Here is a 26,733-nt window from a genome sequence, read left to right on the forward strand (position 1 = left end):
TGCCGACGCGCGCCGCAGCGGGCCGCTCATGGCTCACCACCGAGCCTGCTGAACACCCACCCCAGCACCTGCCGATCGACCGTGGCGCGGCCCGACTCCCGCAGCGCGTGGTCGGCCAGCACGGTGATCCGCGCCCACGCCCGGAAGTTGCCGTGAGCCGCGCTCGTATTGGCGAACACGATCACCTCCGGGTCGGCGTCGCGCCAGATCGGATGGTAGGAAGGGATGACCGTCAGCACCTCCTCATCGGACAGCCCCTGCATCTCCTGCCAGACCAGCACACGCGACGACAGCATCGGTTCGCGCCGCAGCACTCGGTAGCAGTCGTAGCACGGCCACCTGGGGTGAGATGGGTCAGTCGGTCGATGGCGAGGTGCGGTGTTGCTCCTCGAAGGCGACCGGGCTCAGCATTCCAAGGCTGGAATGCCTTATGAATGGGTTATACCAGCACTCGATCCATTCAAACACTGCGGCGGCGAGTTCGGCTCTCGTCGACCACTTCTTGGTGTCCAGAAGCTCGAGTTGCATCGTTCCCCAGAATGACTCCATCATTGCATTGTCGAAGCAATCGCCGACCGTGCCCATCGAGCCGAGCAGTCCAGCATCCCGCAGGCGCTTCCCGAATGCCCAGGACGTGTATTGCGTCCCGTGGTCGGAGTGCAGAACCGTGGAGGCGGCCGGTGGTTTGCGGCGGGTCACCGACGCGGCCATCGCGTCGATGACCAGTTCGCTGGTTTGCCGGATATCGATGGAATGGCCGACGATGCGGCGGGAGAAGCAGTCAAGAACCGCTGCGCAGTAGAGTTTCCCCTCGGCGGTCGGGTGTTCGGTGATATCGGTGACCCAGAGACGGTCCGGGGCCTCGGCGTCGAACGCGCGCTGCACCAGGTCCTCCTCGGTGGGCTCGTTGACCGGGTTGCGGCGGCCCTTGCGCCGGTAGATCCCCTGGATGCCCGCCTCGCGCATGAGCCGCTCCACCCGTTTGTGGTTCACCCGCTCACCCAGCCCGAGTGTCAGTTCGGCGTGGACGCGAGGTGCACCGTAGCTGAGCCGGGATTCGGCGTGGACGGCGCGGATGAGCTTGAGTAATTCGGCGTTGCTCTGTTTGCGGATCGAGGTGGGCCGGCCGAGCCAGTCTTTGTAGCCGGAGCGGGAGACGCCCAGGACTCGGCAGGCCACCGCGACGGGAATGTCGTAATCGGCAATTTCACGGACCAGCGAGTACCTTATTTTGGGAGCACGTTCTCGCGGGCGAAGTACGCCGCCGCCCGTTTGAGGATCTCGTCCTCCAATTCCAGCTGTTTGGCCTTGCGGCGCAGTTCGACCAGTTCCTTCTTCTCGGCGCTGGTCAGGCCGTCCCCGCGGCCCTCGTCGGCCTCTGCCTGTCGAATCCAATTGCTCAGGCACGACTGGCTGATGCCCAAGCTCTTGGCCAGCGCCGTGACCGGTTTGTCGCCGGTCCGGGCCAGCTCGACAGCACGGCGCCGGAACTCCGGCGGATGAGGTGGCGGCACGAGACACTTCCTTCCCCGTTGGCCCACGGCCAACTCAGGTCACGTGGCCGTGGAACGGGGGGAAGCTCACCATCAGGCGCGACGGCTTGGCGATCGGGGACAGCGTGGGCTGTGGAGCGTGGCGATCGCCGTACGGCACTCGGGTGGAGACGGCGATGCCCCGCAACCGCATACCTGACCCGGCCGACGCGAACCGTGGATCGTCGGGCGTCCTGGTGGTACCCATCGAGGTCAAGGGTCAGGTACATGAATCTCGCGTTGGCCCGGAGCGCGAGCAGGCTGCCCTGTACCGATCACCGTGGCCATCGAGAACGTGGCTACTCCGGTCGCTTGGAAGTCCGGGAGTGGCCGCCGGCACCACAGGAAGCCGCCCGCCCTCGAACCGCCGGGAGGGCGGGCGGTCTTCTTGTAGGCCGTTCATCCAACTCAACAGCTGTCACTGAGTGCCGTCGAAATTCTCACGGCTCTGATTTTTGGGATCTTTTGGCCACGCTTTTCATGCTGGATGGCTCCACTCTTCTTTCGACCTCTTGGCTCTTATATTTGGCCGCCCCGAGAGAGGACAGCGGTTTCAGGACCATTACCGGCCACCCCAGGAGCCCAGGGTCCTTCATTTCGACGAGCATCCCCATAAGGATGCCCGGCCAGGGGTCATGGAGGGCTGAATAATGGCGATCGCCTCCCTTTTGGCCCCTTTTGATGCGCCTTGACCGTCACCACGGAAGTCAGACCCGTGACGATCCCCCGGAAACGGTCAACGCCGGTAGTAGTAAGCCTTATTGCTTTGCAGATCGGCTCTCAGGCTGACATTGCTGCAGTTGTTCTGGGTGAACTTTCCCACGAGGCCCTGGTTGGCGCCGCGGAAGGTGATGATCCAGCCGGGAGAGTCCCAGGTCACCTTGGACACGACGGCGATGTGACCGTTAGGGGCGATGACGTTGTTCCTCCACACCGCCACATCGCCGACGTTGGGATCGATCCCGTAGCCGACGTATGCGAAGCCGTTCCGCTGCAGGACCGGCCCCATGTCAGTGGCATTGGCCATGGCTCCGGTGAGCCTTTCGTAGCGCTGCACGAAGGTCACGCATTGGCAGAAGTCCGCTGCCGATGCGGGACGCTGAAGGATCGGAGCGCTTACCACCGCGCAAACGAGCGCCAGTGCGGTGGCCAGGCGAACGGCGAGTCGGGCGTACGAGGGACGCGCATCCCGTGAGGGGGATTTCTCCAAAATACTTCCTCAGGTAAGGCCCCACCACGTACCAAGGCAGGGCGAGATTGATCACCTACATTGATCATTCTCCCCCTTTCGATGATTCTGGTCAATAGATTCGATAGCACAATATCGTTCACGGTCATCGAGGCCCGGCAATCCCTCGCCGAGGAGGGTGCAGAGTTGGGAGCGACGTAGTACCTCTTCCTCATTATCCGAGGACAGGTCGATCAGCCAGTTCTCCGAGTGGACGACATCTTCGCCCTGCCCCCAGTGCGGTGAGGGGAGGCTTTCCAATCGCGGCGGAGTTAGGACTCGTCGAACCTGCGCCTCGGTCGTTACGACCCGCTTGGCGATGTCGACATAAACGGTCGGGGCATGACCAGGTGCTCGGCCAATTGGTCGGGGTAGCGGTCGTTGGCGTCTGGAGTGCTGCCCATGCCGTCGGTGATGGAGTCGCCGAAGGCGACGGTGGCGGAGCGTTGCGGCGGGACGCCGGTCAGATCCAGCCCCGCTCAGGTAGTACCAGGACTGGGTCGTCTCGGTGAACGCGGCGGCGCCGGCGTCGGCCTGGTGGTCGCCTTCGGCTCGGTAGCCGGTGGCTTGGGCCAGTGCGTGGTAGGTCGGTCCGGCCAGGACCAGGGCGACTGTCACCGAGTCCGGCGGCACCAGCTTGAGCTGCACCGGGTTGCTGGCGAGTTCGGCGCCGGCCGGGATGGCGAAGGTGCGCGCCCGTTTGAGGGTGAGGTGCCGGAGGGTGCCCTTCCGGACGGCTGCTCCGCTCGCGGCGCGGGCGATGGTCGCTCCGGTGACCGTCAGCGGGGCGGTGCCGTAGAGGTTCGACAGCCTGATCCGGGCCAATGTGCCGCCGGTAGTAACGCGGACGATTTGGCGGATGGTCTGGTGAGCGAAGCCTTCTTCGGACCAGTTCGGGGTGAAGCTCGGGCCCGGACGCTGCGGTGCGGCGGTCCAGGCGGCGGTCCAGGCGTGCGAGGCCGTAGTGGTGGCCGGTCCGCGCGTGGTCGCGGACGCCGGCCCGGTTGCGATCGGCCAGGCCGCGGGGGTGAGGGCGGTGGTCGACGACAGCCAGCGTGGAATGGAACGCATTTTCGGTGGTTCTTAAATTCGCTTGTCTGGATGGTGTGCTTCCGGCGGCTCGGTAGGGGCGGGTCAGCTGTGAAGGGCCTCGATCAGCCATCGGCCGTCATTCCGGCAGAGTGTCCACGTGGCCGATTCGCCCTGCTCGTCCGTAGCCCCGGTCTGGCCCGAAAGCATCGTGGCGCTCCTGGTGATGACGACCGCCACGTCCTGGCGGAGGAACCGGACGCTTCGCACGGCATGGACGCGCTGCGAGCCCTTCAGGCAGGTAGCGAACGCCGCCGCCATCGCGGTTCGGACCTCGATCCGGTCCCGCAGGAGGACGCCCGGCAGGATCACCGTCGCCTGTTCGGCGTACCGACGGGTGAAGGCACCCGCGTCGCCGTCGGCCCACGCCTGCGAAATGTCCTCGAACACGGCGGCCACGGTCTGTTCTCCGGCCTCGGTGCTCAGGCCGCCACCGGGCCTCACAGCATGCGTACGACCACTCTTCACAATGTGCTCCCGATGTCAGAGGGTGTCTCTTGCCGGCCCGGGTGTCGGGCCGAGCAGGCCCCTACGGCGCCGCGGGCCGGAGATCCCGGCTCAAGTGAGCATTACCGATCACCCTTTAGGGGTTCGGGGTGCCGGTCCGGCGGCCGCCAGCGGGTGATGACGATTCCGCAGTCGGTGGGGGTGGCGTCCAGGAGGGTGAGGCGTCCGGTGGCGAGGGTGTCGCCGAAGATCTGTGGGCCGTGCCCGGCGATGCCGGGGTTGATGTAGAGCTGCAGTTCGTCGACGAGGCCATGGTCGAGCAGTGCCGCAACGAAGCCGGCGCCGCCGAAGCAGACCAGGTCGCCGCCGGTGGCCTGCTTGGCCTGCTGCACTGCTTCCGTGAAATCGCCGGTGATCACCGTCGTGCCCGGCCATTGGGTGGTCAGCGCGTGCCGGGTGACGACGACCTTCGCAAGCTGGCCGATCCGGGCCGCGAAGGCGTAGTCGGGATCGTCGCGATGCTGCTGGGCGGTGCCGCGCCAGTGGTCCAGGTAGCCTTCGCTGATCATCGGCCGGCTGAGCAGGATCCCCGAGGCGGACGCGAACACCTCGTTGAACCGCGCGCGGACGTCGGGAGTCCAGGGCCAGTCCGGCCCCCAGTCCCACAGCTGCCACCGTGCCCCGGCGACATCACTGCCCACGCAGCCGTCGACCGACATCTGCATCGAGACGACAAGGCGGCTCACCGTTTCACCTCCCCATCAGCGTTCATCGGGTTCTCTCTTCGGACGGATGGATGGTTCGGCACGCCCTCGTCTCCCGCCGCCACGACTTTCCACGGCCCGGTGCCATCAGCCCGCGCCGAAGGCGGCCAAGACGGGAGCGGGCGTGCGCTCGGCGAACCGTTCCCGGAAATCGAGCACACCGACCCAGGCCGGTCGCAAGACGATGCGCACCATGCGCAGCCCCGGGCGGTCGATCGCCTCGACATAGGTCGCGCCGGCTTGCGCCCCCATCATCTTGCGCTGCATCTCGCCATATTCGGGAAGAACACCCTCGACCTCGGTCAGCGTGACCCGCCCTCGAAGCATGAGGACCTGTGGGGGCGCCTCGGTGGTGTCGATGCACGCGGCGATGTCGGGGCGTGCGTGCAGGTCCCGGACCTTGTAGGCGCCGGCGAACGCTGCGATGACCAGTTCGTCGCCAGTCCACAGGAAGTTGACCGGGTTCAGCCGTGGCGTCCCGTCCTTGCCGATGTAGGCCAGCCGCGCCACCAGGGCCGTGGTCAGCAGGTGTCGCGCCGCAGGCGTGTGCAGCAGCCGCAGATCGCCTTGCGGCAGGCCCGCGGCTCCGGTCTCGAGAAAGCTCATGACGCCCCAACATACAAGAGATACTCCTAAAAAAATAGGCAGTGATCCTAAATTAGGATTAAGCTCTATCATCGAGGCATGAGTCGTAGCTATGGCGATCTGTGCGGGGTGGCCCGCGGGCTGGACGTCATCGTGACCGGCGGGCTCTGCTGGTGAACCGGGAGCTCCTGCTCGGCCCCAAACGCTTCAGCGACCTGCTCGGCGGTCTGCCCGTGCACGCCGGGGCCTCAAGATAACGGCCGCAAACGCAGCATCGTGGTCGACACCCTCGGCCTCTTGCTGGCCGTCCTGGTCACCGCCGCCTCGGTCCAAGACTCGGTCCAAGACTCGGTCGCCGGCACCACTCTGATCAACCAGATCGCCGGCCGGCAGCCCGCCCTCCGCACCATCTGGGTGGACGGCGGCTACCGCCAACACCCGGTCGAACACGCTGCCGCGCTCGGCATCGACATGCAGATCGTCCAACGCCCGCCAGGCGCCCGGGGCTTCACCCCGCTACCACGCCGTTGGGTGGTCGAACGCACCCTCGGCTGGCTCATGCTGCACCGCCGCCTGGTCCGCGACTACGAGACCCTCCCGGCCAGGGTCACGTCCAGCGGAGTGGTGTAAGAGTTGATCTCCGCGTGATCCTGTTTCTGCAGGTTAAGCGGTGAGTTTCTGCTGCTCGGTAGCGGGGTCGGGTGTGGTGCCGTCGATTACTCGCAGGCGGGCTTTGGCGAGGAATTCCAGGCCCATGTAGCGGCGGGCTTCGGTCCATTCGTCGGTCTGTTCCATCAGGACGGCGCCGACCAGGCGGACGATCGCGGCCCGGTCGGGGAAGATCCCGACCACGTCGGTGCGCCGGCGGATCTCCTTGTTGAGGCGTTCTTGGGGGTTGTTGGACCAGATCTGCCGCCAGAGCTGCCGCGGGAAGCCGGTGAAGGCGAGCAGGTCGGGTTTGGCCTGGTCCAGGTGCTCGGCGGCGTCGGGGTGCTTGGCCTCCAGCGAGGCGACGACACGGGCGTGCTGAGCGTGGACCTCCTCGGCGGCGGGCTGGTCGAAGATGGTGCGCACCAGCGTCGCCACCCACGGCTGCGCCGACTTGGGCACGCGGGTGAGCAAGTTGCGCAGGTAGTGGGTGCGGCACCGCTGCCACGCGGCCCCGGGAAGTGTCGCCCCGATCGCCTCGACCAGACCGGCGTGGGCGTCGGAGATGACCAGTTGGACGCCGGTCAGGCCGCGGGCGACCAGCCCGCGCAGGAACGCCACCCAGCCCGCGCCGTCCTCGGCCGAGGTGACCTCGACACCGAGGATCTCGCGGTGCCCGTCGGCGTTCACACCGGTGGCCACCAGCACATGCACGTTGACGATCCGGCCGCCCTCACGGACCTTCTGCGTCAGGGCGTCGACCCACAGGAACGCATACGGCCCGCCCTCCAACGGCCGGTTGCGGAACGCCGCCACCTGAGCGTCCAGCACCTTGGACATTTCGCTGACCTGGCTTTTTTGGAGATGCCCTTGATGCCCATCTGCTCGACCAGCTTGTCCACCCGCCGCGTCGACACCCCCAGGAGATAGGAGGTGGCGACGACGCTGACCAGGGCCTGCTCGGCCCGGCGACGCCGCTCCAGCAGCCACTCGGGGAAGTAGGACCCCGACCGCAGCTTGGGAATGGCCAGCTCGACGGTGCCGGCGCGGGTGTCCCAGTCCCGGGACCGGTAGCCGTTGCGGCGGTTGACCCGCTCGTCCGAGCGCTGCCCGTAACCGGCGCCGCACACCGCATCGGCCTCGGCCGACATCAGCGCCTCGGCCATCGTCTTGACCATCGACCGCAACACATCAGGCTCACACACCCCGATCTGCTCGGCCAACCAGCCTCCAGGGTCCACACTGTTGTCCACGGCCATCGCGTTTCCTCTCCTTCTGATCTTGGTCGATTCGAAGGATCACGCGATGGCCGTCTCACGTCACGACGCCACGCCCTCTGACCAGGTCAAACTCATACACCACCTCCGTGGACGCAACCCCCGGCCAGTTCCACCGCCACGATCCACCTCGCAATGATCGACCTCATGAACCGCCGCCTCACCGGCGAATCCACTCCCACATGGCGAGGCACCTGACCCGGAATCAAACGAAACTCGCAGGATGAAACGCCCAGTAAGTCCAGAACGTCCTCGGGCCCGTTCACCACGTTGGCGCCCAACTTGCTCCGTCGGTTCGGCCAAGCCGTTCGGCTTCGGCGTTCAAAGGCTCACCCGCCCACGTCAGCGCCCTTCCGGGCCCAGCGGCATGGCTGGCATCCGGCCGGTTCCCTGTGACGGTCGCCTGGAGGAGCAACCGCGCTGTCACGAGTCCCGTTGCTTTTCGGCCGCGGCGTCCGCTTCTTGGGCATCCTGTCCCGCCGAGGGATTCCGCGCCTCTTGCGACCGGCCTACCGAACCAACTCCGGTCCGGGCCTCGACGAGGTTCCACGTTCCGCGCATGCGAGATGCGGGCGGAAAGAACGCCCTTTGAACCCCAAGGCCAGCGGTGTTCTCACGTCCAGCTAAAGGGGGGCCGGACGCCGCTTGCCGCCTCTTCCAGCGGCCAGGCCCTACCGCCCTGGTTCTCGTCCCGCCTTTAGAGCGTTCCTTGACGAGGCCTCATCCAAGGGTTCACTTGCGTTCACCCGCCCGGTCTTCCCCTTGCCCGGTAGCTCCGCCGGACGGAACAGGGGCCTTGGGCGTCTTCCCCGAGCTCCACACCCTCTCAAACGGTTATGCCCGCGGCGCCTGGGCGATGTCGGGTCGGGGTATGGAGGCGAGCAGGCGCTCGACGGCGGTCACGTCGCCGGCCACGGTGATGTCTCCGGCCTGCACGGCCTCCTCGATGGTGCGCTTTCTGGTCAGTACAGCAGCGAATGCCCGGGTGTCGGTGGTGACGGTCGCGTCGGGCGTTGAAGGGTCGTCGCGGGTGATGTCGATGCGGCCGTCGCTGACGCGCACGGTGACGTGGTCGTCTCCGAAGACCAGCGCGCAGGTGGCGGTAAGGCCGTCGCTCGCCTCCGGGTCGAAGTCCCCGTAGAGCGCCAGCATGAGGGCGTCGACGCTGATGTCGGCGTCGAGGTCCCGGAACGGGGAGAGCCGGCCCCAGCGGCCGAGGTGGATGAGGACCGGCTGGAGTTGCCGGCCCCAGTCGGTCAGCTCGTACACCCAGGATCGGGCGGGCGGGCCGAGTTTGCGGCGGCGCACGATGCCGGACAGTTCGAGGTCGCGCAGCCGCTGCGACAGGCGGTTGGGGCCGGCGTGCGGCAACCCGGCCCGCAGGTCACTGAAGCGCTTGGGCCCGAGCAGCAGCTCCCGGACGACCAGCAGCGCCCACCGCTCGCCGACCAGATCGAGGGCGTGCGCGGCGGCGCAGGCGTCGTTGTAGCTGCGCGTGCTTGCCATGGCAGTGAGTCTAGTCGACCCCGTACCGAAACGAACGTCCTTGGTTCCATAATTGTACTTTTTAGTTCCGATGTGTAATCTGAGTCGCTCCGTCCCCGAGGAAAGCAGGAGCGATGATTCTCGTGACAGGAGCGAACGGGCGCCCTGGATCGGCGGTCGTAGCCGAGTTCGCGCGCCACGGCGAGCCGGTCCGCGCGCTCGTCCGGGATCCGGCCAAGGCGGAAGGTCTTCGGGAGCTGCCAGGCGTCGAGATCGTCCACGGCGACATGCTCTGGCCCGAGACACTGGAATCCGCACTGGCCGGAGTGGACCGCGTGCTGATGATCTCCAGCGCCGGCCCGCAGATGCTCGAGACCCAGTGCACCTTCATCGACGCCGCGAGCAAGGCCGGCGTCGGCCACATCGTGAAGTTCTCCGGACAGGAATCGACCGACGGGTTCGATCCGGAGAGGTTCCGTTCCACCCGCAGCCACGAGCAGATCCAGCGATACCTGATCGCCTCCGGTACACCATGGACGCTGCTGCGCCCGAGCCAGTTCATGCACGTGTACTTCGAGGAAGTGCCCGACATCGTCGGCTCCGGCGAACTCCGCCTCCCGCTCGGCGACACCACCCTCGCCCCGATCGACATCGACGACATCGCCAGGATCGCCTACGCCGTGCTCACCACACCCGGCCACGAAGGCGAGACCTACGCCATGACCGGGCCCGAGGCCCTCACCATGGCCGAAGCCGCCCGGCACATCGCCGACGCCATCGGCAAACCCGTCCGCTACGTCGACGTGTCCAGTGAGGACAAGCAGCGCGCCTGGCTGGAGGCCGGGTACCCGCCGCCGCGCGCCGCCGCATTCGCGCAGCTCTTCGAAGAACGCCGCAGCCTCGGCACCTCCACCGTCGACCTGTCCACCCACCGGCGGTTCGGGATCGAACCGACGAGCTTCGCCCAATTCGCCCGCCGCAACGCCGACGTGTTCCGCGGCGACGCCCCCTACACCGTCACCCCCGCCTGAACAGACCGGAGACAACAGTGAACCGCGAAACACAGCCGACGGCTCCCACTAACCAGGCCGCGAAGATATTCGTCCTCGTCCACGGGGGGTCGCACGGCGCCTGGGCGTTCGAGCGGCTCGCGGCCCTCCTCACCCAGGAGGGCCACTACGTGGTCGCGCAGGACCTACCCGGGCACGGACTGGCCGCACGATTCCCCCGCTCATACGCCGCGCGGCCTCTGAACCCGCACGAGTTCGCGACCGAGCCCTCTCCCATCGCGCACCTGACCCTGCGCAACTACAGCGACCAGGTCACCGCCACCGTCCGCGGGCTCGCCGACCGCCTGCCCCGCCACCAGATCATCCTGCTCGGACACAGCATGGCCGGCCTCGTGCTCAACCAGGTGGGCGAGGCCATCCCCGAACTCATCGGCCGCCTGGTCTACCTGTCCGCCTGGATGACCGCTGACGGGACGTCGTTCAGCGACTACATGGCCGCACCGGAGTTCTCGACCGGCCTGATCCCCTCCATCCTCCTCGCCGACCCGGCCGTCGCCGGCGCGTTGCGCATGGACTTCCGCTCCGGCGACCCGGACTACCGCGCCCGCGTCAAGGCCGCGTTCGCCGCCGATGTGGACGACCACGACTGGGACGCGATCACCAACCTGCTGACCCCCGATACTCCCGCAGGCCCGCTCGGCGAACCGGTGACCATCACCCCCGGCCGATGGGGCCGGATCCCCCGCACCTACATCAGCTGCACCGAAGACCAGGCCGTTCCGCCCGCAGCCCAACACCGCTTCATCAACGAAGCCGACAAGCACACCCCCGGCAACCCCACCGACGTGCGAGAAATGCACACCAGCCACTCCCCATTCGTCTCAAAGCCGCGTGAGCTCGCCGAAACCTTGCTGCAGCTCTGACCGTCCGATTCCGACAACAGGCCGTCGTCGGAATCGGATCGCCCGGGCCGCCGCCGCCCCTGCTGCAAGCCGCCACGGGCAAGGATCAGCAGGCATTGACGCCCCTGCCGCCGACGGCCTTCTACAGGTGCCCGCCGACGGCGGGGGGTGAGCGCGGTGAACATCCGGCGCCGCCGCGACCAGCGACGATCGCGGGACTCCTGCCCATCTGCCAGAAACCCTTCTTGCGTCACGTGAATGCAGTCCGGTCGGTGGAGAACTCGAAGCCGATGTTGGCCTGGCTACGCGGTGAGCGGTTCCGAATCGGACAGTGGTGAGCCGCAGCTGTTGCACTCGGTCACGGGATGGACGCTGGCGCATGGAGCCGAGCTTTCAACGATGTCGGACGAACCGCTCCGCCGGTTGACTCAAGGGCATGACGACCACCACGACGAACTCTAGGTACGTATCCAAGGCGGGCGGCGAAGATCCTGGTGAAGCGGGACGGCGCCGTGGACGGCGAAGCGGCCCGGTCCTGGATGCGCACCGGCTTGTCGTTTCGAGGGGCCTCCAAGAGCCGGGGCCCAGGACTGGGCCCCGGCTCCCGGATGTTTCTGATCACAACCCCGTGACTCTGGATGCGGCTCCGGAGATGACCCGGTTCATCCGTTGTTCCGGCGAACGCGGCCTTCTGCGGGGCTGGGACGGAGGAAGGCGTTCATGGCGTCCAGCCACTCGCCTGAGGCTTCACCGAAGGGTGCGTGGCCGGTGCCGATTTCGGCGCGCGCCGCCCCGGGAATGGCGGCGGCGAGCCCCCGTTGCAGGTCCGGGGAGACGAGCCGGTCACCGATGGTGACGACGATCAGGGTCGGGACGCGGATCGAGGTGTCCAGCCCTTCGGCGGCGGCGACCAGTTGGTCCGCGTGCGCGGGCGCGTTCAGGGTGCCTCGGACCGGGGCGTCGTCCGGAGCCCGGCAGATCGACTCCGACGACGGTGCGGTGGGCCGCGAGGCCGTCGAGGACCGGGCCGAACTGGCGCTCGATGCTCCCGTTAGCACCGTGGGAGAGCACCAGACCCGGGCCGGAGCCCGCGGACGGTGCGTGCCGGCACCGGCTCGGGAAGGGATGCCGCCCGAGCGGTCATTCGCCGGCCGCCGCGTCCTGGCCGTCGGTCCCGAAACCGAAACGGTACGACCCCACGAGGGAGGCGGCATTGCGGGCACGGGTTGCCGGGGACCTGGCGCTCAACAAACTTTCGTTGAATCGCCTTGAACGCGGCGGATCGCCCCAGCGGGTCCGCCGCTTCCTCGCTGATCACCACGTGCGGGAAGGTCACCCCGTCGTCGAGGCGGAACGCGGCGTAGCGCAATCCCTCGGGCGGTCATGTGCGAGTTCGGCCATGAACCCGTCCTGCTCCACCTCGGACGCTGGGGAACCGACGCGCCGCCCCCGCCCGAAGGCGTGCACGGCATCGACTCCCTGCTCCTCGGCATCAAGGCGACCCAACCTTCGACCCGGCACGGGCAGCCGGGCTGCGCGGCGCCTACGAGTTCCGCGTCGGCACCGACACCTACGCCGCCGAGGTCACCAGCACTGCGGTGCGCATCGCTCGGCTGCCTGCGACCGGACGGCCCGACGCGGTTCTCACCACGGACGCGGACACCCTCCGCGCGGTGTGCGCCCACAAGATCGACATCTCCGAAGCCGCCCGATCCGGTCTCCTGCACCTCACTGGCGAGGAAGACGCCCGCCAGCGCCTCATCGACCTTCTCCTGGCGCCGTTCGCCCAGAGCCGCGTCGCGCCCGGTGCCGACTCCTGACGCATGACCGGGTGACCAGCGGACCGTCGACGCCCGTCGCGGACGCCCGCCCGCTACACATGCAGCGTCTCGATCACGCCCTCGCCGTCACGGGCTTCTACTGCAGCCCGCCCCGGCTTTGGCGCCGCCCGAGAGGTGCCGCCCGCGACAGTGGCGCGGACCTGCTCGTGCTGCCCGATGGGCCCCAGCCTGGAAGGTCTTTCTTCCGGGCAATGTGAGCAGCGCGATCAAAGTGGAAAAGGCCCAGCGATGGGTGGCTCTCACATGTGCCTGGGACGGGTCCACACTGGCCGATCCTGAAACGGCTACTGGCCGAGGAGGGCCTTGGCGTTGCGCCTGGCGAAGTCGGCGAAGCTCGTCGGGGTGACTCCGAATGTGCGGTGGGCGTCCAGCCAGAGGTGGGATTCGGTGTGACGACCGCGTTCGGCGATGAGTTCGTCCATGATCTGGACGCCCGCTGCCGGAAGGCCACGCTCGCGGTACTCGCGAAGCCTGTCCTCTCGTGACACCTCGACGTAGGTGTGACGGACGCCGGTCGCCTCCGTCATGCGCTCGACGACGTCCTGCATGCTCAGGGCCTCGGGCCCGGTCATCTCATAGATCTTGCCCTCGTGGCCTTCGCTGGTCATGACGGCCACCGCGATCTTGGCGATGTCCTCGATGTCGATCGGCGACAGCCTGGTGCGGGGGTTGGGGATGCGCAGTTCATGCCGGACCGGGTCGATGCCGTAGTTGCCGCCGGGCAGGTAGAGCTGCATGAACTGGCTGGGGCGCAGGTGGGTCCAGGCCACGCCGGACTTCTCCAGGTACTGCTCGATCTCCAGGTGTTCGCGGGTTCCTTGGAAGCCCTGAAGGTCGAAGCCGACACCGGCCTCCTTGCCCGAGAGCTTGACGATGTGCGGTACGCCGGCGGCCTTGGCCGCGTCGATGAACGCCGCCTGCGTCGCCCCCATGCGCTCCTTGGCGGAGGAGATCAGCAGAACGCGCTCGACGCCCTCGAACGCCTCCACCAGGGTCTCCGGACGGAGCATGTCGCCCTGGACGGGCTCCACCCCGGGCAGCGACCGCAGTTGCCCGGCCCGGTCAGGATTCCTGAACAGCGCACGCACAGGGACACCCTGGCGAGAGAGCTCTTCGACGATGAGTGAGCCGCTGAGGCCGGTGGCTCCGGTGACGAGGATCATGGTTGTACTTTAGTAGTAACTAGTCCTAAAAAACAACCATAGGCAGGTCACCTCATGGCGGTAGCCGGCACCCGTGTCGGTGTGAGCGAGCGGATCAACCTGAGCACTGCCTTTTCGTCGCCTTCGAACTCCAGGGCACCGTCCCTGACCGCCGCGGCGAACTCGTACTGGCCCTTGAGCACCGACCTCATCGTCTGCAGGTTCGCCCCCAGGCGGGCGTCCGCGGTCTCCACGGTTCCGCGCTCCACCGACAGGCTGCCGCCGCCGACCCGCACAACGAAGCCGTCGTCATCGATCCGCATGACATAGACCGCTCTCAAATCCGGCTCAACCCGGCCATCGAAGGCGGCACGCTGCCACAGCATCAGGGAATCGGCGCTGCGGTAGGGGGCGTCCGTCGCCTGCGGGGCCCCGGTGGCCCACGAACCCAGGTGAAGGAGCACAGGCTCCAGGCGCATGCCCCACTCGGTCAGCTCGTACACCTGCGCCCTTGCGGGAGGGCCGATTTTGGCGCGCCGCACCACGCCGGCGTCTTCCAGTTCTCGAAGACGCTGGGCCAGGACATTGGGACTCACCAGAGGCATGCCGGCGCGAAGGTCGGTGAACCGCTTCGGCCCCAGGAGCAGTTCGCGCACTACGATGAGCGCCCACCGCTCACCGACCAGATCAAGCGCCACGGCCATCCCGCAGCCGTCCCCGTAACTCCGCTTCGCTGACACCGCAGCCCTCCCTCGCCAAAAGTCCTGAAAACATACTAAGTTATCGCTCTCTCTAATTATGAGAAGTGGTCTCCGAAGAAGAAGCCGACCGCACTGAACAGGTCGTCCTCATTCTTGGTGGAGTCGATGACCGGCCAGATCAGCGGCTGCACGAAGTAGGGCCGCGGCGGTCATCAGCACCAGTCGGGTGACCGGGCGTCCGAGACGACTGGCGGGCGCGCTCACAGCGCCCCCCTCCGTTGGCCGGCGCGCAGGAACACGAACGAGAACGCGAAGGTGACCAGGGCGACGGCGATCGCCGCGGCGTAACCGGGTTGGGCGTCGGCGAACGCTTTGGAGTAGGCATAGACGTCGGGCGTGTAGTCGGCCGAGACGCTGTTGGACAGCGGCCGCGCCTGGATGAGAAAGCCGTTGCCACTCGGCGGGCCCTCAACGGCTCTTCACGGACTCGTCCTGGTGGAGACGGCGCCGGAGACATCGCCCAGCGACATCGCCGCCCGAACCAAAGCCCCCCTTCACACCCCTAACCTCGCCCGGATCCGCTGACAGCGATAGACCTCGCCCGCCCCTCTCGTCGGGGTCGATGCTGGCGTTGATGATCGGGTGGGCTTTCAGCGTCTCGGCCGGGGCTCTGAAGAAGAACGAAAACAGCCGACCTCGCCACCCGCACCCGAGACAACAAGATCACCCCGGGATAGGGAACTCGAGCTGAGCGGTCGGGAGGGCGGTGCGGGCCGCGCCCAGCAGTCCGGCGGAACGTCCGAGCTCGAACGGTTCGACGGTCAGCCGCCGGACGTAATCGAGGGTGAGGAAGCCTTCCAGGTGCCTGCGCAGCGGCGCGAAGAGCACTTCACCGGCGGCCGAGAGGCCACCGCCGATCACGACGCGGTCCAGGTCGCAGACCGTGGCCGTGGCGGCGATGCCGCGGGCCAGCGCTCGGGTGCCGCGGTCGAACGCGGCGAGCGCGATCGGGTCGCCTTGAGCGGCATCGACGGAGAGGGCGCGGGCGTCGGGCCCCGTCCACCCTTGGCCTTGAGCCCACCTGACCATCGACGGTCCGCTCGCGTAGGCCTCGACGCATCCGACGCCGCCACACGAGCACGGTGGACCTGCCGGGTCGGCGACGACGTGCCCGATGTGGCCGGCGTTGCCGCTCGGACCGAGGTACACCTCGCCGTCGAGGACGAGACCGCCGCCGATGCCCGTGGACACCACGATCCCGAGCATCGCCGCGACCCCGCGCCCCGCGCCGAGCCAGTGCTCGCCCAACGCCGCCGCGATGCCGTCGCCGACCAGGACGGACGGGACGCCGGAGATGATCGTGCCGACCAGGTCGAGCAGCGGGAACTCCCGCCAGGCCGGGATGTTCACCGGGCTCACGCGGCCGCTTGAGAGGTCGATCGGACCCGCCGAGGCCAACCCGATCGCGCGTGGCGACGCGCCCTCGGCCACCGAGCCGAGCAGCTCGCGCATCGCCTCCTCGAGCAGAGGCTCGGTGGCGGGGGTGGCGATTTCGGACTGGCGGAGCAGCCGCCCGTCGGCGCCCACGAGAGCGGCGCTGATCTTGGTGCCGCCGATGTCCGCCGCGAGCACGACGTCATGGTCCATGAAGAAATCCTTGGTCTGCGAGGCGTTGGGTGAGCGGCTTGCGGACGGCGGAGGCGACGAACGGCTCCGGTCAGTCCTCCAGGAGCGCCGACAGCTGCGGCGAATAGGTGGCGTGCAGGACGAGCGAGGCCGCGCCGACGACGGCGGCGTCCGGGCCGAGCGGCGACACCGCGACGTCCGCGACCCGGATGTGCCGTGACAGCGGTCTGGTCGCCAGGGCCTCGGCGACGGCGTCACGGTAGAGGGCCTCGATGTGCCTGATGCCGTGACCGCCCAGCACGATCAGGTCGACGTCGGTGATGTTCGCGACGTTGACCGCGACGGACGCGACGCGTTCGGCGGCCTCGCGGGTGACCGCGGTGGCGAGTGGGTCCCCCTCGGCGGCGGCGTGCCGCACCGCCGCGTGGTCGACGGTGCCGGGGTCGCGCTTGAAGAGCGTCTCCAGCGTGCTGCCCGTTCCGCCCTCGGCGAGCCTGCGGTGCGTCTCGGCGGTGATGGCGGCGGGGCTGATCAGGCTCTCGGCGTTTCATCCAGGTCCTGCTCGGCACGAACGAGCCCTGCCCACCCTGCCCACCCTGCCCACCCTGCCCACCCTGCCCACCCTGCCCATCGTCCAAGGCTAGGCGCAGGTTTGGCTGTAACCCTCCGGCGCCCGCGCCTCTCAGCGACCAACTGGAAAGACTGACCCCGGCACCGTGGTTTGCCTGCGTGCGTACATAATTCGAGGCTGCGATCAGAACGGACTGCTCGCCATCTCAAGCGGTACGAAAATTGGTGCGCACACAGCCGTTAACAGAGTCCGACTCAAACGGCGCACACCTGGACGGCAGCGGGCCGCGCACACTAACCATTTGCTCTCAATTCGCAAACCAGGAGTGTTGGCTTCGTCTTTCTCGTTCGTCTGGGGGTGGTCACGAAGGGGGGGTGGGTTTTCTTGCGGTGAAGCGGAATTGGTGTTGGTTGGGGCGGTGGACGGTGATGTCTGCGAATCCGGCGGCGTGCAGGCGGTCTTCGAGGGTGTCGGGGTCGACGGGTACGTAGGTGTCGTCGCGGTGTCCCCGCCGGATCATTTCGCTGTCGACGGAGTCGACTCCGAGCAGAGCGGCGCCGGGCCTCAGGAGGGCGTGGAGCCGGACGAACAACTCGTCCTGGGCCTGGGGTGACTCCATGTGGTGAAGCATTGAGAAGCAGGTCCCGGCGGTGAACCGGCCCACGGCGAGTTCGACGGTGCGGGCGTCCCCGTGGATGACCGTCACGTTCTGTCCGTGGAGGCGTTCGCGAAGGCCGGTTGCCAGGTCGTGGTCCACTTCGACCGCGGTCACCTTGCCGGCCACTTCGAGGAGCAGGTCGGTGGTGAGACCGGGGCCAGGGCCGATCTCCAGGACGTCATCACCGAGGTCGGCCGTGCGCTGTAGCCACGGAAGCAGGTCGGTGCGCAGCGTCTGGGCCCAGGCGGGGCTCGCCAGGTACGACAGGTGGGATTCGTTCATGCAACATTGGTACCGTTCGGGCATGGCAGCCCGCTCTGCGGAAACGGCCGTTCTCGCGCCCTCAGCGGCCAATGACAGGCGGGTGATGCCCGGTCCGTACGGAGGGATGGCCGCCGGGTCGTACGCATTTGAAGGCGATCTGCGCGATCTGCCGGCGGACATGCCGTGGCATTCGCATGATCTGCATCAACTTGAATACGCCTTCGAAGGCGTGGTGCTGGTGGAGACCGCGGTGGCGCGCTACCGCCTCCCGCCGCGGCAGGCGGTGTGGATTCCGGCGGGCCTGGCGCACAAGAGCACCTTCGCGCAGGCCAGGACCGTGTCGGTGTTCTTCGAGCCGTCCCTGGTCCCTGACCGGGCGGGCCGCGCCCGCGTCCTGCCGGTGGAACCGGTCCTCCGCGAAATGATGATCTATGCGTTGCGCTGGCGCATCGGCAGGACGTCCAGCGATCCGGTGGCCGACAGCTACTTCGAGACCCTGGCCCATCTGGTGTCCGATGGGCTGCGGTACGAGCTGCCGTTCTTCCTGCCCACCAGCACCGACCCGCTCGTCGCCGCCGTGATGCGCCATACCGACGACCATCTGGACACCGTGGATCTGCGGCAGGTCTGCGAAACGGTCCGCGTCTCGGAGCGGACGCTGCGCCGCCGTTTCCACGCCTCGACCGGAATGACCTGGCGGCAGTACACCCTGCACAGCAGAATCCTGCATGCCATGACGTTGCTCGTCGATCAGGAAGCCACGATCATGAGTGTCGCCACCGCCGTCGGGTTCGACAGCGCCAGCGCGTTCAGCCGCGCATTCCAAAGTTATACCGGGCGTACACCTACCGCGTTCCGGCAGAAGCGCGGCGCCTCAGAGGTCGCTTGATCCAGTGCAGTGCAGGCGTTACGCGCCACCTTGGTCGAGTAGGAGGTGTGACAACCCGGGATAGCCGCACTGCAAGGACGTACGCCGTCGAAGATGTTGGCGGCTACGACGAGGGGATCTGACGCACTCAAAGAAGTCGATGAGGCAAGCTCCTGCTCGCCGGCGGGCGTCGACCCGGACGATCGCTCCAGTGACCTCGCGGGAGAGCCGGTCACACGTGAACCAGAACCGGTCCTGGCGCTGACCAGCATCGTCCTCCCCACACCGAATCCCGCCCGCGCAGCCATCCGACCTGCAGCGAGTCCATCAATTCCGGCTGAACTCAGGGCTCGGCTCGTCGGCCTCGGCCTCCAGATCCTCCGGTCTTGCCCCGTCACGTCGCAGTTGGGAGCCGTATTCACATGCGAAGAACTCGCCAAAGCCTGCGCCACCACCCAGGCGCTCTTGCCGGTCCTGTCCGCACGCAAGACCGACGTCCTCGCCTGCATCACGCTCGGCTGGACGAACCTCCTAGTGAGCCGCTCGCTCGCCTGCTGGGCGAATGGGCCGCCACTGCGCTTGTGGAGAGCTTCAGCCCGCCGCCCCCAACGCTGACGACTTGCACGGACATGGTGTTTTCGGGAGGCCACAGGGTCGTCCCTGCCCGCCTCCGCCTCGATCCGCAAAGCCGATCACGGGCGGCGGACGCGTGCGCTAGGGCGGTCACAGGGATCTCGCGATCAGCTCCTTCATGAGTTCGTTGGCGCCGCCGTAGATCCGTTGTGCTCGCGCGTCGGCGTACATGCGGGCGATCGGGTACTCGCGCATGTAGCCGTAGCCGCCGAACAGCTGCAGGCAGCGGTCGACGACCTGGCACTGCATGTCGGTAAGCCAGTACTTGGCCATCGCTGCCGTGGCGCCGTCGAGCCGGCCGGCCAGGTGCCGCTGGACGCAGTCGTCGAGGAAGGCCCGGCCGACCCTGGTGAGGGCCGCGCACTCGGCGAGCTCGAAGCGGGTGTTCTGGAAGGTGAAGGACGGCCTGCCGAAGAGCGTCCGGTCCTTGACGTAGTCGACGGTGAGGTCGACGGCCCGTTCAGCGCTGGAGACGGCGCCCACGGCGATCAGCAGGCGTTCCTGCGGCAGTTGCCGCAGGAGCAGGTCGAGTCCCTCGCCCTCGCCGCCGAGGAGGTTGCCGGCGGGGACGCGGACATCGTCGAAGAACAGCTCGGCCGTGTCGGCGGCATGCTGGCCGATCTTGTCGAGGGTGCGGCCCCGCCGGAAGCCGGCGCGGTCGCGGGTGTCGACGACGAGGAGGGAGAGTTCGCCGGGCCCGGAGGCGGGCGTCTTGGCGGCGACGATGACGAGGTCGGCGGTGCCTCCGTTGGAGATGAAGGTCTTCGTGCCGTTGAGGACGTAGTGGTCACCGTCGCGGACCGCGGTACTGCGGATGCCCTTGAGGTCGCTGCCCGCCGATGGTTCGGTCATGGCGATCGCGGCGATGGTCGTGCCGGAGACCATGCCGGGCAACCAGCGCTTCTTCTGCTCCTCCGTGCCGTGGTCGAGCAGGTACGACGCCACCATCCCGCTGTGCACGGGATTTCCCCAGCCCTTGTCGAGCACCCGGTTCTGCTCCTCGGTGATGACGATCTGGTGGAGCAGTGTCCCGCCGGGTCCGCCGTATTCGGCCGGCACGGTGGGGCAGAGCAGACCGACCCGTCCCGCGAGCCGCCAGAAGGCCCGGTCGACGTGCCGCTGCCGCTCCCACCGCTCGGAGTGCGGCAGTGCCTCGCGGACGAAGAAGTCCCGGGCGGTTCGCCGCAGCAGCGCGAGTTCGTCGGTCATCCATGGGGGGTCGTCCAGTGTCATGCCGGTTCTCCGGCGTAGCGGTCAGCGCGCTCGGCGCCGGTGAGCAGCGACGGCGGCGGCAGGAACCGGTCGCCGTAGGCGTCCGCCAGTTGCCTGGCGCGGGCGGCGAAGCCGGCCGGTCCGCCGTCGTATCCGTCGATGTACTGCAGGACGCCGCCGGTCCAGCGTGGATAGCCGATGCCGAGCAGCGAGCCGACGTTGGCGTCGGCGGCGGATTCGATGACGCGCTCGTCGAGGCAGCGCACCGCCTCGATCGCCTCGATGAACAGCAGGCGTTCCACGAGGTCCTGAAAGGGCACGTCGGTCCGGTCCCCGCCGAAGGCGTCGGGCAGGCCCGGCCACAGGCGGGCGCGCCGGCCGCTGGCGTAGTCGTAGAAGCCGGCTCCGGCCGTCCGGCCGCCCCTGCCGTACTCGTCGAGCATGCGGACGACGACCTGCTCCGCGACTCCGGGGGCCTCGCCCTCGGCCCGCCCGACGGCCCGGATGCGGCGCATGAGCGCGAAGTTGAGCTCGTCGGACAGTTGCAGGACGGGCGTGGGATAGCCGGCCTGCCGGCACGCCTGCTCGATCGAGGGCGCCGGGACGCCCTCGGCCAGCATCCGCAGCCCCTCGTCGTTGAAGGTGCGGATGACGCGGCTGGTGAAGAAGCCGCGGCTGTCGTTCACGACGATCGCCGTCTTCTTCAGCAGCCGTACGACGTCGAGCGCGCGGTGCAGGGTCTCGTCGCTGGTCGCCTTGCCGCGGATGACCTCGACCAGCGGCATCTTGTGGACGGGGCTGAAGAAGTGCAGCCCGACGAAGCCGGACGGGTCGGACGTGCCTTCGGCCAGGCCGGTGATGGGGAGGGTGGAGGTGTTGGAGGCGATCAGCGCGTCCTCGGCGAGGTGGGGTTCGACTGCGGCGAGCGCGTCCGCCTTGACGGCCGGGTCCTCGAACACCGCCTCGATGACGAGCCGGGCAACCGAGGCCTGGGCGGCATCGGCGGCGGGGGTGATCCGGCTCAGGATACGGTCGCGGTCGCCGGTGCCGAGGCGGCCCCTGGCGACGGCGTCGGCGAGGACGCCGGCCACCCGCTCCTTGCCGCGCTCGGCCGCTGCCATGGAGGTGTCGGTGAGGACGACGTGCATGCCGGCGGCCGCGCAGGCGTGGGCGATCCCGGCGCCCATCATCCCCGCGCCGAGCACGACCGCCCGGTCCGGGGCGAACGTCGCCGGCCCGGGCGGCCGGCCGCGCGGCCCCCGCACCCGGCGCATGTCGACGAAGAACGCCTTGATCATGTTCTTGGCGGTCGGCCCGGTGACCAGGTCGGCGAAGTACCGCGCTTCGATCTCCAGGGCGGTCTCGAAGTCGACCTGAGCGCCCTCGACGGCGGCGGCGAGGATGTGGTGCGGCGCCGGAAGGTTCGCGCCGCCGAGCCGCTTGCGCAGGTTCGCGGTCAGCCGCGGCAGCCCGGCCGCGAACGCCGGGTCGGCGGGGTCGCCGCCCGGCAGCCGGTGGCCGGGACGGTCCCAGGGCTGGACGGGGGCGGGGTTGGCCGCGATCCACTCTTTCGCCGCCGGCAGCAGGCCTGCTGCCGAGGGGACCAGCGCGTCGACCAGCCCCAGGTCTCTGGCCTGCGCGGGGGTGAAGCGGGTGCCGGGCAGCAGGACGCGGTCGAGCGCGGCGGTGATGCCGAGCATGCGGACGGTGCGCACGACGCCGCCCCCGCCCGGCAGCAGGCCGAGCGTGACCTCGGGCAGCCCGAGCGGGATGGCGGGATCGTCGACGACGACCCGGTGGTGGGCGGCGAGCGCTAGTTCCAGGCCGCCGCCCAGCGCGGCGCCGCCGATCGCGGCCACCACCGGCCGGCCGAGGGTCTCCAGGCGGCGCAGGTGGCCCTTGACGATCCGGCCGTAGTCCGGGTTCTTCGCGACGTCGTCGCGAGTGGTGCGGAGGATGTCGCGAAGGTCGCCTCCGGCGAAGAAGACCTTCTTCGCCGAGGTGATGACGACCCCGCGAATGGCGTCGCGTTCGGCTTCGAGCCGGTCGACGGTGGTGCCGAGCGCGGCGCGGAAGGAGTCGGTCATCGTGTTGGCCGACTGGGTCGGGTCGTCGAGTGTCAACACGACGATGCCGTCGTCGTGTGCCCATCGGATCGGGCTGTCGGTCGTCATCTGGTTCCTCACACTCGTTGGACGACGGTGGCGATGCCCATGCCGCTGCCGACGCACAGGGTGCACAGGCCGTAGCGTCCGCCGGTGCGTTCGAGATCGTCGATGAGGGTGCCCAGAAGCATGCCCCCCGTGGCGCCGAGCGGGTGGCCGAGCGCGATCGCGCCGCCGCTCACGTTCACCCTGTCCGGATCGAGGTCGAGGTCGCGGATGAAGCGGAGCACGACCGCCGAGAACGCCTCGTTGATCTCGACCAGGTCCAGGTCGCCGGCGCCGAGGCCGGCGCGCGCGAGGGCCGTGCGGGCCGCCGGGGCCGGGCCGGCGAGCATCAGCGTGGGGTCGGTGCCGGTGACCGCGGTCGCGAGGATCCGTGCCCGGGGGGTCAGGCCGTGCCCGTCTCCGGCCTCCTCGGTGCCGAGGACCAGCAGGGAGGCGCCGTCGACGACGCCGGAGGAGTTGCCGGCGGTGTGGACGTGCTCGATCCGTTCGATCCAGTGGTACTTCTGCAGGGCGACCGCGTCGAAACCGCCTGCTCCCCCGGCGTCGGCGAAGGAGGGCGCCAGCCGGGCGAGCCCCTCGGGGGTGGTGCCCGGACGGGGATGCTCGTCGCGGTCGAGGACGATCCGGCCGGTGAGGTCGCGGACCGGGACGAGCGACCGGGCGAAGCGGCCCTCCCGCTGCGCGGCCTGCGCGAGGCGCTGCGACCGGGCTGCGTAGCCGTCGACGTCGGCGCGGCTGAAGCCCTCGATCGTCGCCAGCAGGTCGGCGGCGACACCGGGCGGGATGTAGGGCGTGGCGTAGGCGGTCTCGGGGTCGCGCGCCATCGCGCCGCCGTCGGAGCCCATCGGCACCCGGGACATCGACTCGACGCCGCCGGCGAGGACGAGGTCCTCCCATCCGGAGGCGATCTTCTGGGCGGCGAGGTTGACCGCCTCCAGGCCGGAGGCGCAGAAGCGGTTGACCTGGACGCCCGGGACCGTGTGCGGGAGCCCGGCCTTCAGCACGGCCGTGCGGGCGATGTTCGCGCCCTGGTCGCCGACCGGTGTGGCCACGCCCAGGACGACGTCGTTGATCAGGTCGGGGCGCAGCCCGGGATTGCGGTGCACGATCTCGCGCATCAGGCCCGCGACGAGGTCGACGGGTTTGGTGGCGTGGAGCGCCCCGCGGCGCCCGCCCTTGCCGCGCGGGGTGCGGACGGAGTCGAAGACGTGGACGTCGCGGCGGCTCACTGCGGCCCCGCCGTGTCCTTGGCGGCCCGGGCGACGGGGGGCGCGGTCCTCCAGTCGGCGATCCCGTCGTCGGCCGTGGCCATCGGGACGCCGCCGCCGTGAAGTTCCGCCCAGTGCCCGTGCACGACGTGGTGCAGGGAGAAGGCGGCGTTCAACGCCGTGACGAACCCCTGCGCGTCCACGCTCTGGTTGACCGATTCCTTGACCATGAGCGAGGCCACCGTGGGCAGTTCCGCGATGCGGCGGGCGAAACGCAGGGTCCGCTCGCTCAGCTCGCCGCCCGGGAAGACCTTGTTGACCATCCCGAGCCGGTAGGCGTCCTCGGCGTCGATGGCGTCTCCGGTGAGGAGCAGTTCCTTGGCCTTGCGCGGGCCGAACTCCCATGGATGCGCGAAGTACTCGACGCCCGCGCCGCCGAGGCGGGGGCCGACCGGGTCGGCGAAGAGGGTGTCCTCCGCGGCGACGATGAGGTCGCACGCCCACATGAGCATCAGGCCCGCGGCATAGACCGAGCCGTGGACCTCGGCGATCGTCACCTTGCGCAGGTTGCGCCACCGCAGCGTGTTTTGGAAGAAGTAGTGCCACTCCTGGAGCATGCGGCGCTCGACCGACTGCCGGGTCCCGCCGTTGAAGGTGTAGGTCGGGTGCTGGTCCGGCCCGGGGGCGCGCTCGGTCAGCGCCTGCCGCGAGCCGAGGTCGTGGCCGGAGGAGAACGCCGCGCCGGCACCGGCGAGGATCACCACGCGGACGTCGTCGTCGCGCTCGGCGCGGGTGAAGGCGTCGTCGAGTTCGACCAGCAGCCCGCGGTTCTGGGCGTTGCGGGTCTCGGGGCGGTCGAGCGTGATGCGGACGATGGTGCCGTCGTCGTGCGGCTCGTAGCGCAGGTAGGTGTACGAACCCGGGCGGGCGGCCTGGTCGTCGTTCACTGGCTGTCCTCTGTGAGTCGGGCCTCTGTGAGTCGGGCCGTCTCCTCGGCCTGGACGGCGCCGCGGCGGAGTTTGCCGGCGTCGTCGCGGAGTGCTTCGGTGACGAAGCGGAACGAGCGGGGGACCTTGTAGCGGACGAGGCGCTGTTCGACGAACGCGCGCAGGTCCTCGATGGTGAGATCGGCGGCGGGATCGGTCTGGACGACCGCGTGGGGACGCTGGCCCAAGTCGTCGTCGGGGAGCCCGACCACCGCACACGACAAGACGGAAGGGTGTTCGGAGATGGCGGCCTCGACCTCGGCCGGATACACGTTCGCTCCACCCACCAACAGCATGTCGGTGTCGCGATCGGCCAGATACAGGTAGCCGTCCTCGTCCAGCCACCCCATGTCGCCCAGCGACTCCCAGCCGCCCTCGTACCGGCGCGCCTCGGCGCCGATGTACCGATAGGCCGGGCCCGAGCCGGCGGACCGGCGCATCACGACCCGCCCCACCTCGCCGGGCGGGGCCTCGTCGTCCCCGTCGCGGCCGATCACCTTGATCTCTCCGACGACCGGTCTGCCGACCGAGCCCGGATGGGCGGCCCACTCCGATCCAGAGATGACGGTGAACGCCTGCCCCTCCGTGCCGCCGTAGGCCTCGAAGAGGTGCTCGGGGCCGACGAGGTCGATCCAGCGCCGTTTCAGCCAGGGCGGGCAGGGCGCAGCGGTGTGCAGCACCGCGTCAAGCGAGCTCACGTCGTACCCGCCGGGCTCCGCGTCGAGGATCCGCAGGATGCGCAGCATCATGGTGGGCACGAGGGCGAGGTAGGTGACGCGGTGGCGCTCGATCTCCTCCAGCGTCCTCCGCGCGTCGAACTTCGGCAGCACGATCACGTGCTGGCCGAGGAAGGTGCCGCCGAACGCCGACAGGAATGGCGCGTTGTGGTAGAGCGGACCGGGCACCAGCGCGACCTGCCCCCGGCGGAGCATGAACGGGCGCAGGAAGGCGTCGGGATCGACGGCTCCGCCACGGCCGGCCACGATGAGCTTGGGACTTCCGGTGCTACCCCCGGAGGTCGTCGCCTTCCACGCCGGGGCGACGCGCGGGCCGAGAGGCGTGTCGGCGAGCGCCGCGTCGGGCTCGAATCCCGGTGGGACGGCGGGTGTGCCGTCGGCCGCGGCGCCGACGACCAGGGCGGGCCCTGCCAGCTTGATGATCCTGGACAGTTCGGGGCCGGGAAGGCGGGGCGACACCGGCTGCGGCGTGGCGCCCAGCTTCCAGATCGCGTAGCAGACCTCGAAGAACTCGATCCCGTTGGGCAGCGCGACCGTGACGAAGTCACCCCGCCCGACGCCCAGGGCCTCGTACGCGCGGGCCAGCCGGTTGGCGCGGGACTCGAGCTCGCCGTACGTCCGGGTGTGCCCGTCGCAGGTGACCGCCGGGCGATCGGCGTCCGCGGCGTAGGCCGTGAGGAGATCGCCGATCGGCGTCAGGGTGCTCGTGCCCGAAGCGGGCTGCGCTGTCGTCACGCCGGTTCTCCTTCGGTCTCCGCCGCGATCGCGATCTCTTGCCTTCGGACGGCGCCGCGGCGGAGTTTGCCGGCGTCGTCGCGGAGTGCTTCGGTGACGAAGCGGAACGAGCGGGGGACCTTGTAGCGGACGAGGCGCTGTTCGACGAACGCGCGCAGGTCCTCGATGGTGAGATCGGCGGCGGGATCGGTCTGGACGACCGCGTGGGGACGCTGGCCCAAGTCGTCGTCGGGGAGCCCGACCACCGCACACGACAAGACGGAAGGGTGTTCGGAGATGGCGGCCTCGACCTCGGCCGGATACACGTTCGCTCCACCCACCAACAGCATGTCGGTGTCGCGATCGGCCAGATACAGGTAGCCGTCCTCGTCCAGCCACCCCATGTCGCCCAGCGACTCCCAGCCGCCCTCGTA

The 26,733-nt window shown here is 68.8% G+C and carries 25 protein-coding genes and 2 pseudogenes; 5 read left to right on the top strand and 22 right to left on the bottom strand.

Annotation, left to right across the window (positions count from 1 at the left end; translation table 11 throughout):
- Positions 1 to 26: 26 nt before the first annotated feature.
- From F9B16_RS09530 to F9B16_RS09565, 8 genes are all read right to left on the bottom strand, one after another.
- Positions 27 to 314 (bottom strand): hypothetical protein, encoded by a 288-nt coding sequence (locus tag F9B16_RS09530; protein WP_151539639.1) that lies wholly within the window; start codon positions 312 to 314, stop codon positions 27 to 29.
- A gap of 40 nt (positions 315 to 354) precedes the next feature.
- Positions 355 to 1,293, bottom strand: a complete 939-nt coding sequence (locus tag F9B16_RS09535) for an IS3 family transposase (RefSeq protein ID WP_225991509.1) — start codon at positions 1,291 to 1,293, stop codon at positions 355 to 357.
- Complete coding sequence (locus F9B16_RS09540; protein WP_192808694.1) at positions 1,227 to 1,514, bottom strand: transposase; 288 nt, start codon at positions 1,512 to 1,514, stop codon at positions 1,227 to 1,229. Before F9B16_RS09540 ends, F9B16_RS09535 begins: the two co-directional genes overlap by 67 nt.
- Positions 1,515 to 2,268: 754 nt before the next feature.
- On the bottom strand, positions 2,269 to 2,598 hold the full coding sequence (locus tag F9B16_RS09545; protein WP_151539642.1) for a CHAP domain-containing protein: 330 nt from the start codon (positions 2,596 to 2,598) through the stop codon (positions 2,269 to 2,271).
- 195 nt (positions 2,599 to 2,793) lie between these two features.
- Positions 2,794 to 3,831, bottom strand: a complete 1,038-nt coding sequence (locus F9B16_RS09550) for a hypothetical protein (protein WP_151539643.1) — start codon at positions 3,829 to 3,831, stop codon at positions 2,794 to 2,796.
- A 63-nt stretch (positions 3,832 to 3,894) separates the two neighbouring features.
- Positions 3,895 to 4,317: an SgcJ/EcaC family oxidoreductase gene (locus F9B16_RS09555; protein WP_318839225.1), complete on the bottom strand. Its 423-nt coding sequence runs from the start codon at positions 4,315 to 4,317 to the stop codon at positions 3,895 to 3,897.
- A 101-nt stretch (positions 4,318 to 4,418) separates the two neighbouring features.
- Complete coding sequence (locus tag F9B16_RS09560; protein ID WP_151539645.1) at positions 4,419 to 5,042, bottom strand: dihydrofolate reductase family protein; 624 nt, start codon at positions 5,040 to 5,042, stop codon at positions 4,419 to 4,421.
- 105 nt (positions 5,043 to 5,147) lie between these two features.
- Positions 5,148 to 5,666, bottom strand: coding sequence for a pyridoxamine 5'-phosphate oxidase family protein (locus tag F9B16_RS09565; protein WP_151539646.1), 519 nt, complete (start codon positions 5,664 to 5,666; stop codon positions 5,148 to 5,150).
- A 246-nt stretch (positions 5,667 to 5,912) separates the two neighbouring features.
- Here F9B16_RS09565 and F9B16_RS09575 point away from each other — a divergent pair.
- Positions 5,913 to 6,275: pseudogene (locus F9B16_RS09575) on the top strand (transposase); the annotation flags it as partial.
- 33 nt (positions 6,276 to 6,308) lie between these two features.
- Here the strand turns inward: F9B16_RS09575 and F9B16_RS09580 are convergent.
- Both F9B16_RS09580 and F9B16_RS09590 read right to left on the bottom strand, forming a co-directional pair.
- A pseudogene (locus F9B16_RS09580) lies at positions 6,309 to 7,552 on the bottom strand (IS256 family transposase).
- Between the two features lie 852 nt (positions 7,553 to 8,404).
- A complete protein-coding gene (locus tag F9B16_RS09590) occupies positions 8,405 to 9,076 on the bottom strand; it encodes a winged helix-turn-helix transcriptional regulator (RefSeq protein ID WP_151539647.1) in 672 nt (223 codons plus the stop codon).
- A 113-nt stretch (positions 9,077 to 9,189) separates the two neighbouring features.
- Between F9B16_RS09590 and F9B16_RS09595 the strand changes: the two genes are divergently transcribed.
- Together F9B16_RS09595 and F9B16_RS09600 are read left to right on the top strand one after the other, a co-directional pair.
- Positions 9,190 to 10,086, top strand: a complete 897-nt coding sequence (locus F9B16_RS09595; protein ID WP_151539648.1) for an SDR family oxidoreductase — start codon at positions 9,190 to 9,192, stop codon at positions 10,084 to 10,086.
- 17 nt (positions 10,087 to 10,103) lie between these two features.
- Positions 10,104 to 10,988 carry an alpha/beta fold hydrolase gene (locus F9B16_RS09600; protein WP_225991502.1) on the top strand — a complete coding sequence of 295 codons (885 nt, stop codon included), beginning with the start codon at positions 10,104 to 10,106 and terminating at the stop codon, positions 10,986 to 10,988.
- Between the two features lie 641 nt (positions 10,989 to 11,629).
- Here the strand turns inward: F9B16_RS09600 and F9B16_RS09605 are convergent.
- Positions 11,630 to 12,025 (bottom strand): alpha/beta fold hydrolase, encoded by a 396-nt coding sequence (locus F9B16_RS09605; RefSeq protein ID WP_225991503.1) that lies wholly within the window; start codon positions 12,023 to 12,025, stop codon positions 11,630 to 11,632.
- A 540-nt stretch (positions 12,026 to 12,565) separates the two neighbouring features.
- Here F9B16_RS09605 and F9B16_RS09610 point away from each other — a divergent pair.
- The gene (locus F9B16_RS09610; protein ID WP_151539649.1) at positions 12,566 to 12,787 is read left to right on the top strand and encodes a hypothetical protein; all 222 of its coding nucleotides are present in this window, start codon (positions 12,566 to 12,568) and stop codon (positions 12,785 to 12,787) included.
- A 305-nt stretch (positions 12,788 to 13,092) separates the two neighbouring features.
- Here F9B16_RS09610 and F9B16_RS09615 read toward each other — a convergent pair whose 3' ends face one another.
- The 5 genes from F9B16_RS09615 to F9B16_RS09635 all read right to left on the bottom strand — a co-directional run bounded on the left by F9B16_RS09615 (position 13,093) and on the right by F9B16_RS09635 (position 17,788).
- Complete coding sequence (locus F9B16_RS09615) at positions 13,093 to 13,971, bottom strand: SDR family oxidoreductase (RefSeq protein ID WP_151539650.1); 879 nt, start codon at positions 13,969 to 13,971, stop codon at positions 13,093 to 13,095.
- 47 nt (positions 13,972 to 14,018) lie between these two features.
- A complete protein-coding gene (locus F9B16_RS09620) occupies positions 14,019 to 14,654 on the bottom strand; it encodes a winged helix-turn-helix transcriptional regulator (RefSeq protein ID WP_404800487.1) in 636 nt (211 codons plus the stop codon).
- Positions 14,655 to 15,374: 720 nt separating this feature from the next.
- Positions 15,375 to 16,298, bottom strand: coding sequence for an ROK family protein (locus F9B16_RS09625; protein ID WP_151539652.1), 924 nt, complete (start codon positions 16,296 to 16,298; stop codon positions 15,375 to 15,377).
- 70 nt (positions 16,299 to 16,368) lie between these two features.
- The gene (locus F9B16_RS09630; RefSeq protein WP_151539653.1) at positions 16,369 to 16,812 is read right to left on the bottom strand and encodes an ROK family protein; all 444 of its coding nucleotides are present in this window, start codon (positions 16,810 to 16,812) and stop codon (positions 16,369 to 16,371) included.
- 397 nt (positions 16,813 to 17,209) lie between these two features.
- On the bottom strand, positions 17,210 to 17,788 hold the full coding sequence (locus F9B16_RS09635; RefSeq protein WP_151539654.1) for an rRNA adenine N-6-methyltransferase family protein: 579 nt from the start codon (positions 17,786 to 17,788) through the stop codon (positions 17,210 to 17,212).
- Between the two features lie 22 nt (positions 17,789 to 17,810).
- On the opposite strand from F9B16_RS09635, the gene F9B16_RS09640 reads away from it, so the two are divergent.
- Positions 17,811 to 18,659 carry a helix-turn-helix transcriptional regulator gene (locus F9B16_RS09640; protein ID WP_151539655.1) on the top strand — a complete coding sequence of 283 codons (849 nt, stop codon included), beginning with the start codon at positions 17,811 to 17,813 and terminating at the stop codon, positions 18,657 to 18,659.
- A gap of 702 nt (positions 18,660 to 19,361) precedes the next feature.
- Here the strand turns inward: F9B16_RS09640 and F9B16_RS09645 are convergent.
- The 6 genes from F9B16_RS09645 to F9B16_RS09670 form a co-directional block, all read right to left on the bottom strand.
- Positions 19,362 to 20,480: an acyl-CoA dehydrogenase family protein gene (locus F9B16_RS09645; RefSeq protein WP_225991505.1), complete on the bottom strand. Its 1,119-nt coding sequence runs from the start codon at positions 20,478 to 20,480 to the stop codon at positions 19,362 to 19,364.
- A 20-nt stretch (positions 20,481 to 20,500) separates the two neighbouring features.
- Complete coding sequence (locus tag F9B16_RS09650; protein WP_151539657.1) at positions 20,501 to 22,657, bottom strand: 3-hydroxyacyl-CoA dehydrogenase NAD-binding domain-containing protein; 2,157 nt, start codon at positions 22,655 to 22,657, stop codon at positions 20,501 to 20,503.
- A gap of 8 nt (positions 22,658 to 22,665) precedes the next feature.
- Positions 22,666 to 23,883: an acetyl-CoA C-acetyltransferase gene (locus F9B16_RS09655; RefSeq protein WP_192808696.1), complete on the bottom strand. Its 1,218-nt coding sequence runs from the start codon at positions 23,881 to 23,883 to the stop codon at positions 22,666 to 22,668.
- On the bottom strand, positions 23,880 to 24,809 hold the full coding sequence (locus F9B16_RS09660) for an enoyl-CoA hydratase (RefSeq protein WP_151539659.1): 930 nt from the start codon (positions 24,807 to 24,809) through the stop codon (positions 23,880 to 23,882). The genes F9B16_RS09655 and F9B16_RS09660 overlap by 4 nt, the downstream gene beginning before the upstream one ends.
- Entirely contained in the window at positions 24,806 to 26,320 is a 1,515-nt protein-coding gene (locus F9B16_RS09665) for an AMP-binding protein (protein WP_225991506.1), read from the bottom strand. The genes F9B16_RS09660 and F9B16_RS09665 overlap by 4 nt, the downstream gene beginning before the upstream one ends.
- Positions 26,317 to 26,733, bottom strand: a 417-nt coding sequence (locus F9B16_RS09670) for an AMP-binding enzyme (protein ID WP_225991507.1), incomplete at its 5' end; no start/stop codon positions are given. The genes F9B16_RS09670 and F9B16_RS09665, both read right to left, overlap by 4 nt.

Origin of the sequence: Actinomadura montaniterrae, assembly GCF_008923365.1 — a bacterium.
In the GTDB taxonomy this organism is placed as follows: Bacteria; Actinomycetota; Actinomycetes; order Streptosporangiales; family Streptosporangiaceae; genus Spirillospora; species Spirillospora montaniterrae.

Excerpts from the sequence above, each read along its gene's own strand:
- F9B16_RS09550 (WP_151539643.1), bottom strand. The coding sequence starts at position 3,831 with ATGCGTTCCATTCCACGCTGGCTGTCGTCGACCACCGCCCTCACCCCC.
- F9B16_RS09650 (WP_151539657.1), bottom strand. The coding sequence starts at position 22,657 with ATGACGACCGACAGCCCGATCCGATGGGCACACGACGACGGCATCGTC.
- F9B16_RS09645 (WP_225991505.1), bottom strand. The coding sequence starts at position 20,480 with ATGACCGACGAACTCGCGCTGCTGCGGCGAACCGCCCGGGACTTCTTC.
- F9B16_RS09615 (WP_151539650.1), bottom strand. The coding sequence starts at position 13,971 with ATGATCCTCGTCACCGGAGCCACCGGCCTCAGCGGCTCACTCATCGTC.
- F9B16_RS09640 (WP_151539655.1), top strand. The coding sequence starts at position 17,811 with ATGGCAGCCCGCTCTGCGGAAACGGCCGTTCTCGCGCCCTCAGCGGCC.
- F9B16_RS09565 (WP_151539646.1), bottom strand. The coding sequence starts at position 5,666 with ATGAGCTTTCTCGAGACCGGAGCCGCGGGCCTGCCGCAAGGCGATCTG.
- F9B16_RS09625 (WP_151539652.1), bottom strand. The coding sequence starts at position 16,298 with ATGGACCATGACGTCGTGCTCGCGGCGGACATCGGCGGCACCAAGATC.
- F9B16_RS09620 (WP_404800487.1), bottom strand. The coding sequence starts at position 14,654 with ATGGCCGTGGCGCTTGATCTGGTCGGTGAGCGGTGGGCGCTCATCGTA.
- F9B16_RS09595 (WP_151539648.1), top strand. The coding sequence starts at position 9,190 with ATGATTCTCGTGACAGGAGCGAACGGGCGCCCTGGATCGGCGGTCGTA.
- F9B16_RS09590 (WP_151539647.1), bottom strand. The coding sequence starts at position 9,076 with ATGGCAAGCACGCGCAGCTACAACGACGCCTGCGCCGCCGCGCACGCC.
- F9B16_RS09635 (WP_151539654.1), bottom strand. The coding sequence starts at position 17,788 with ATGAACGAATCCCACCTGTCGTACCTGGCGAGCCCCGCCTGGGCCCAG.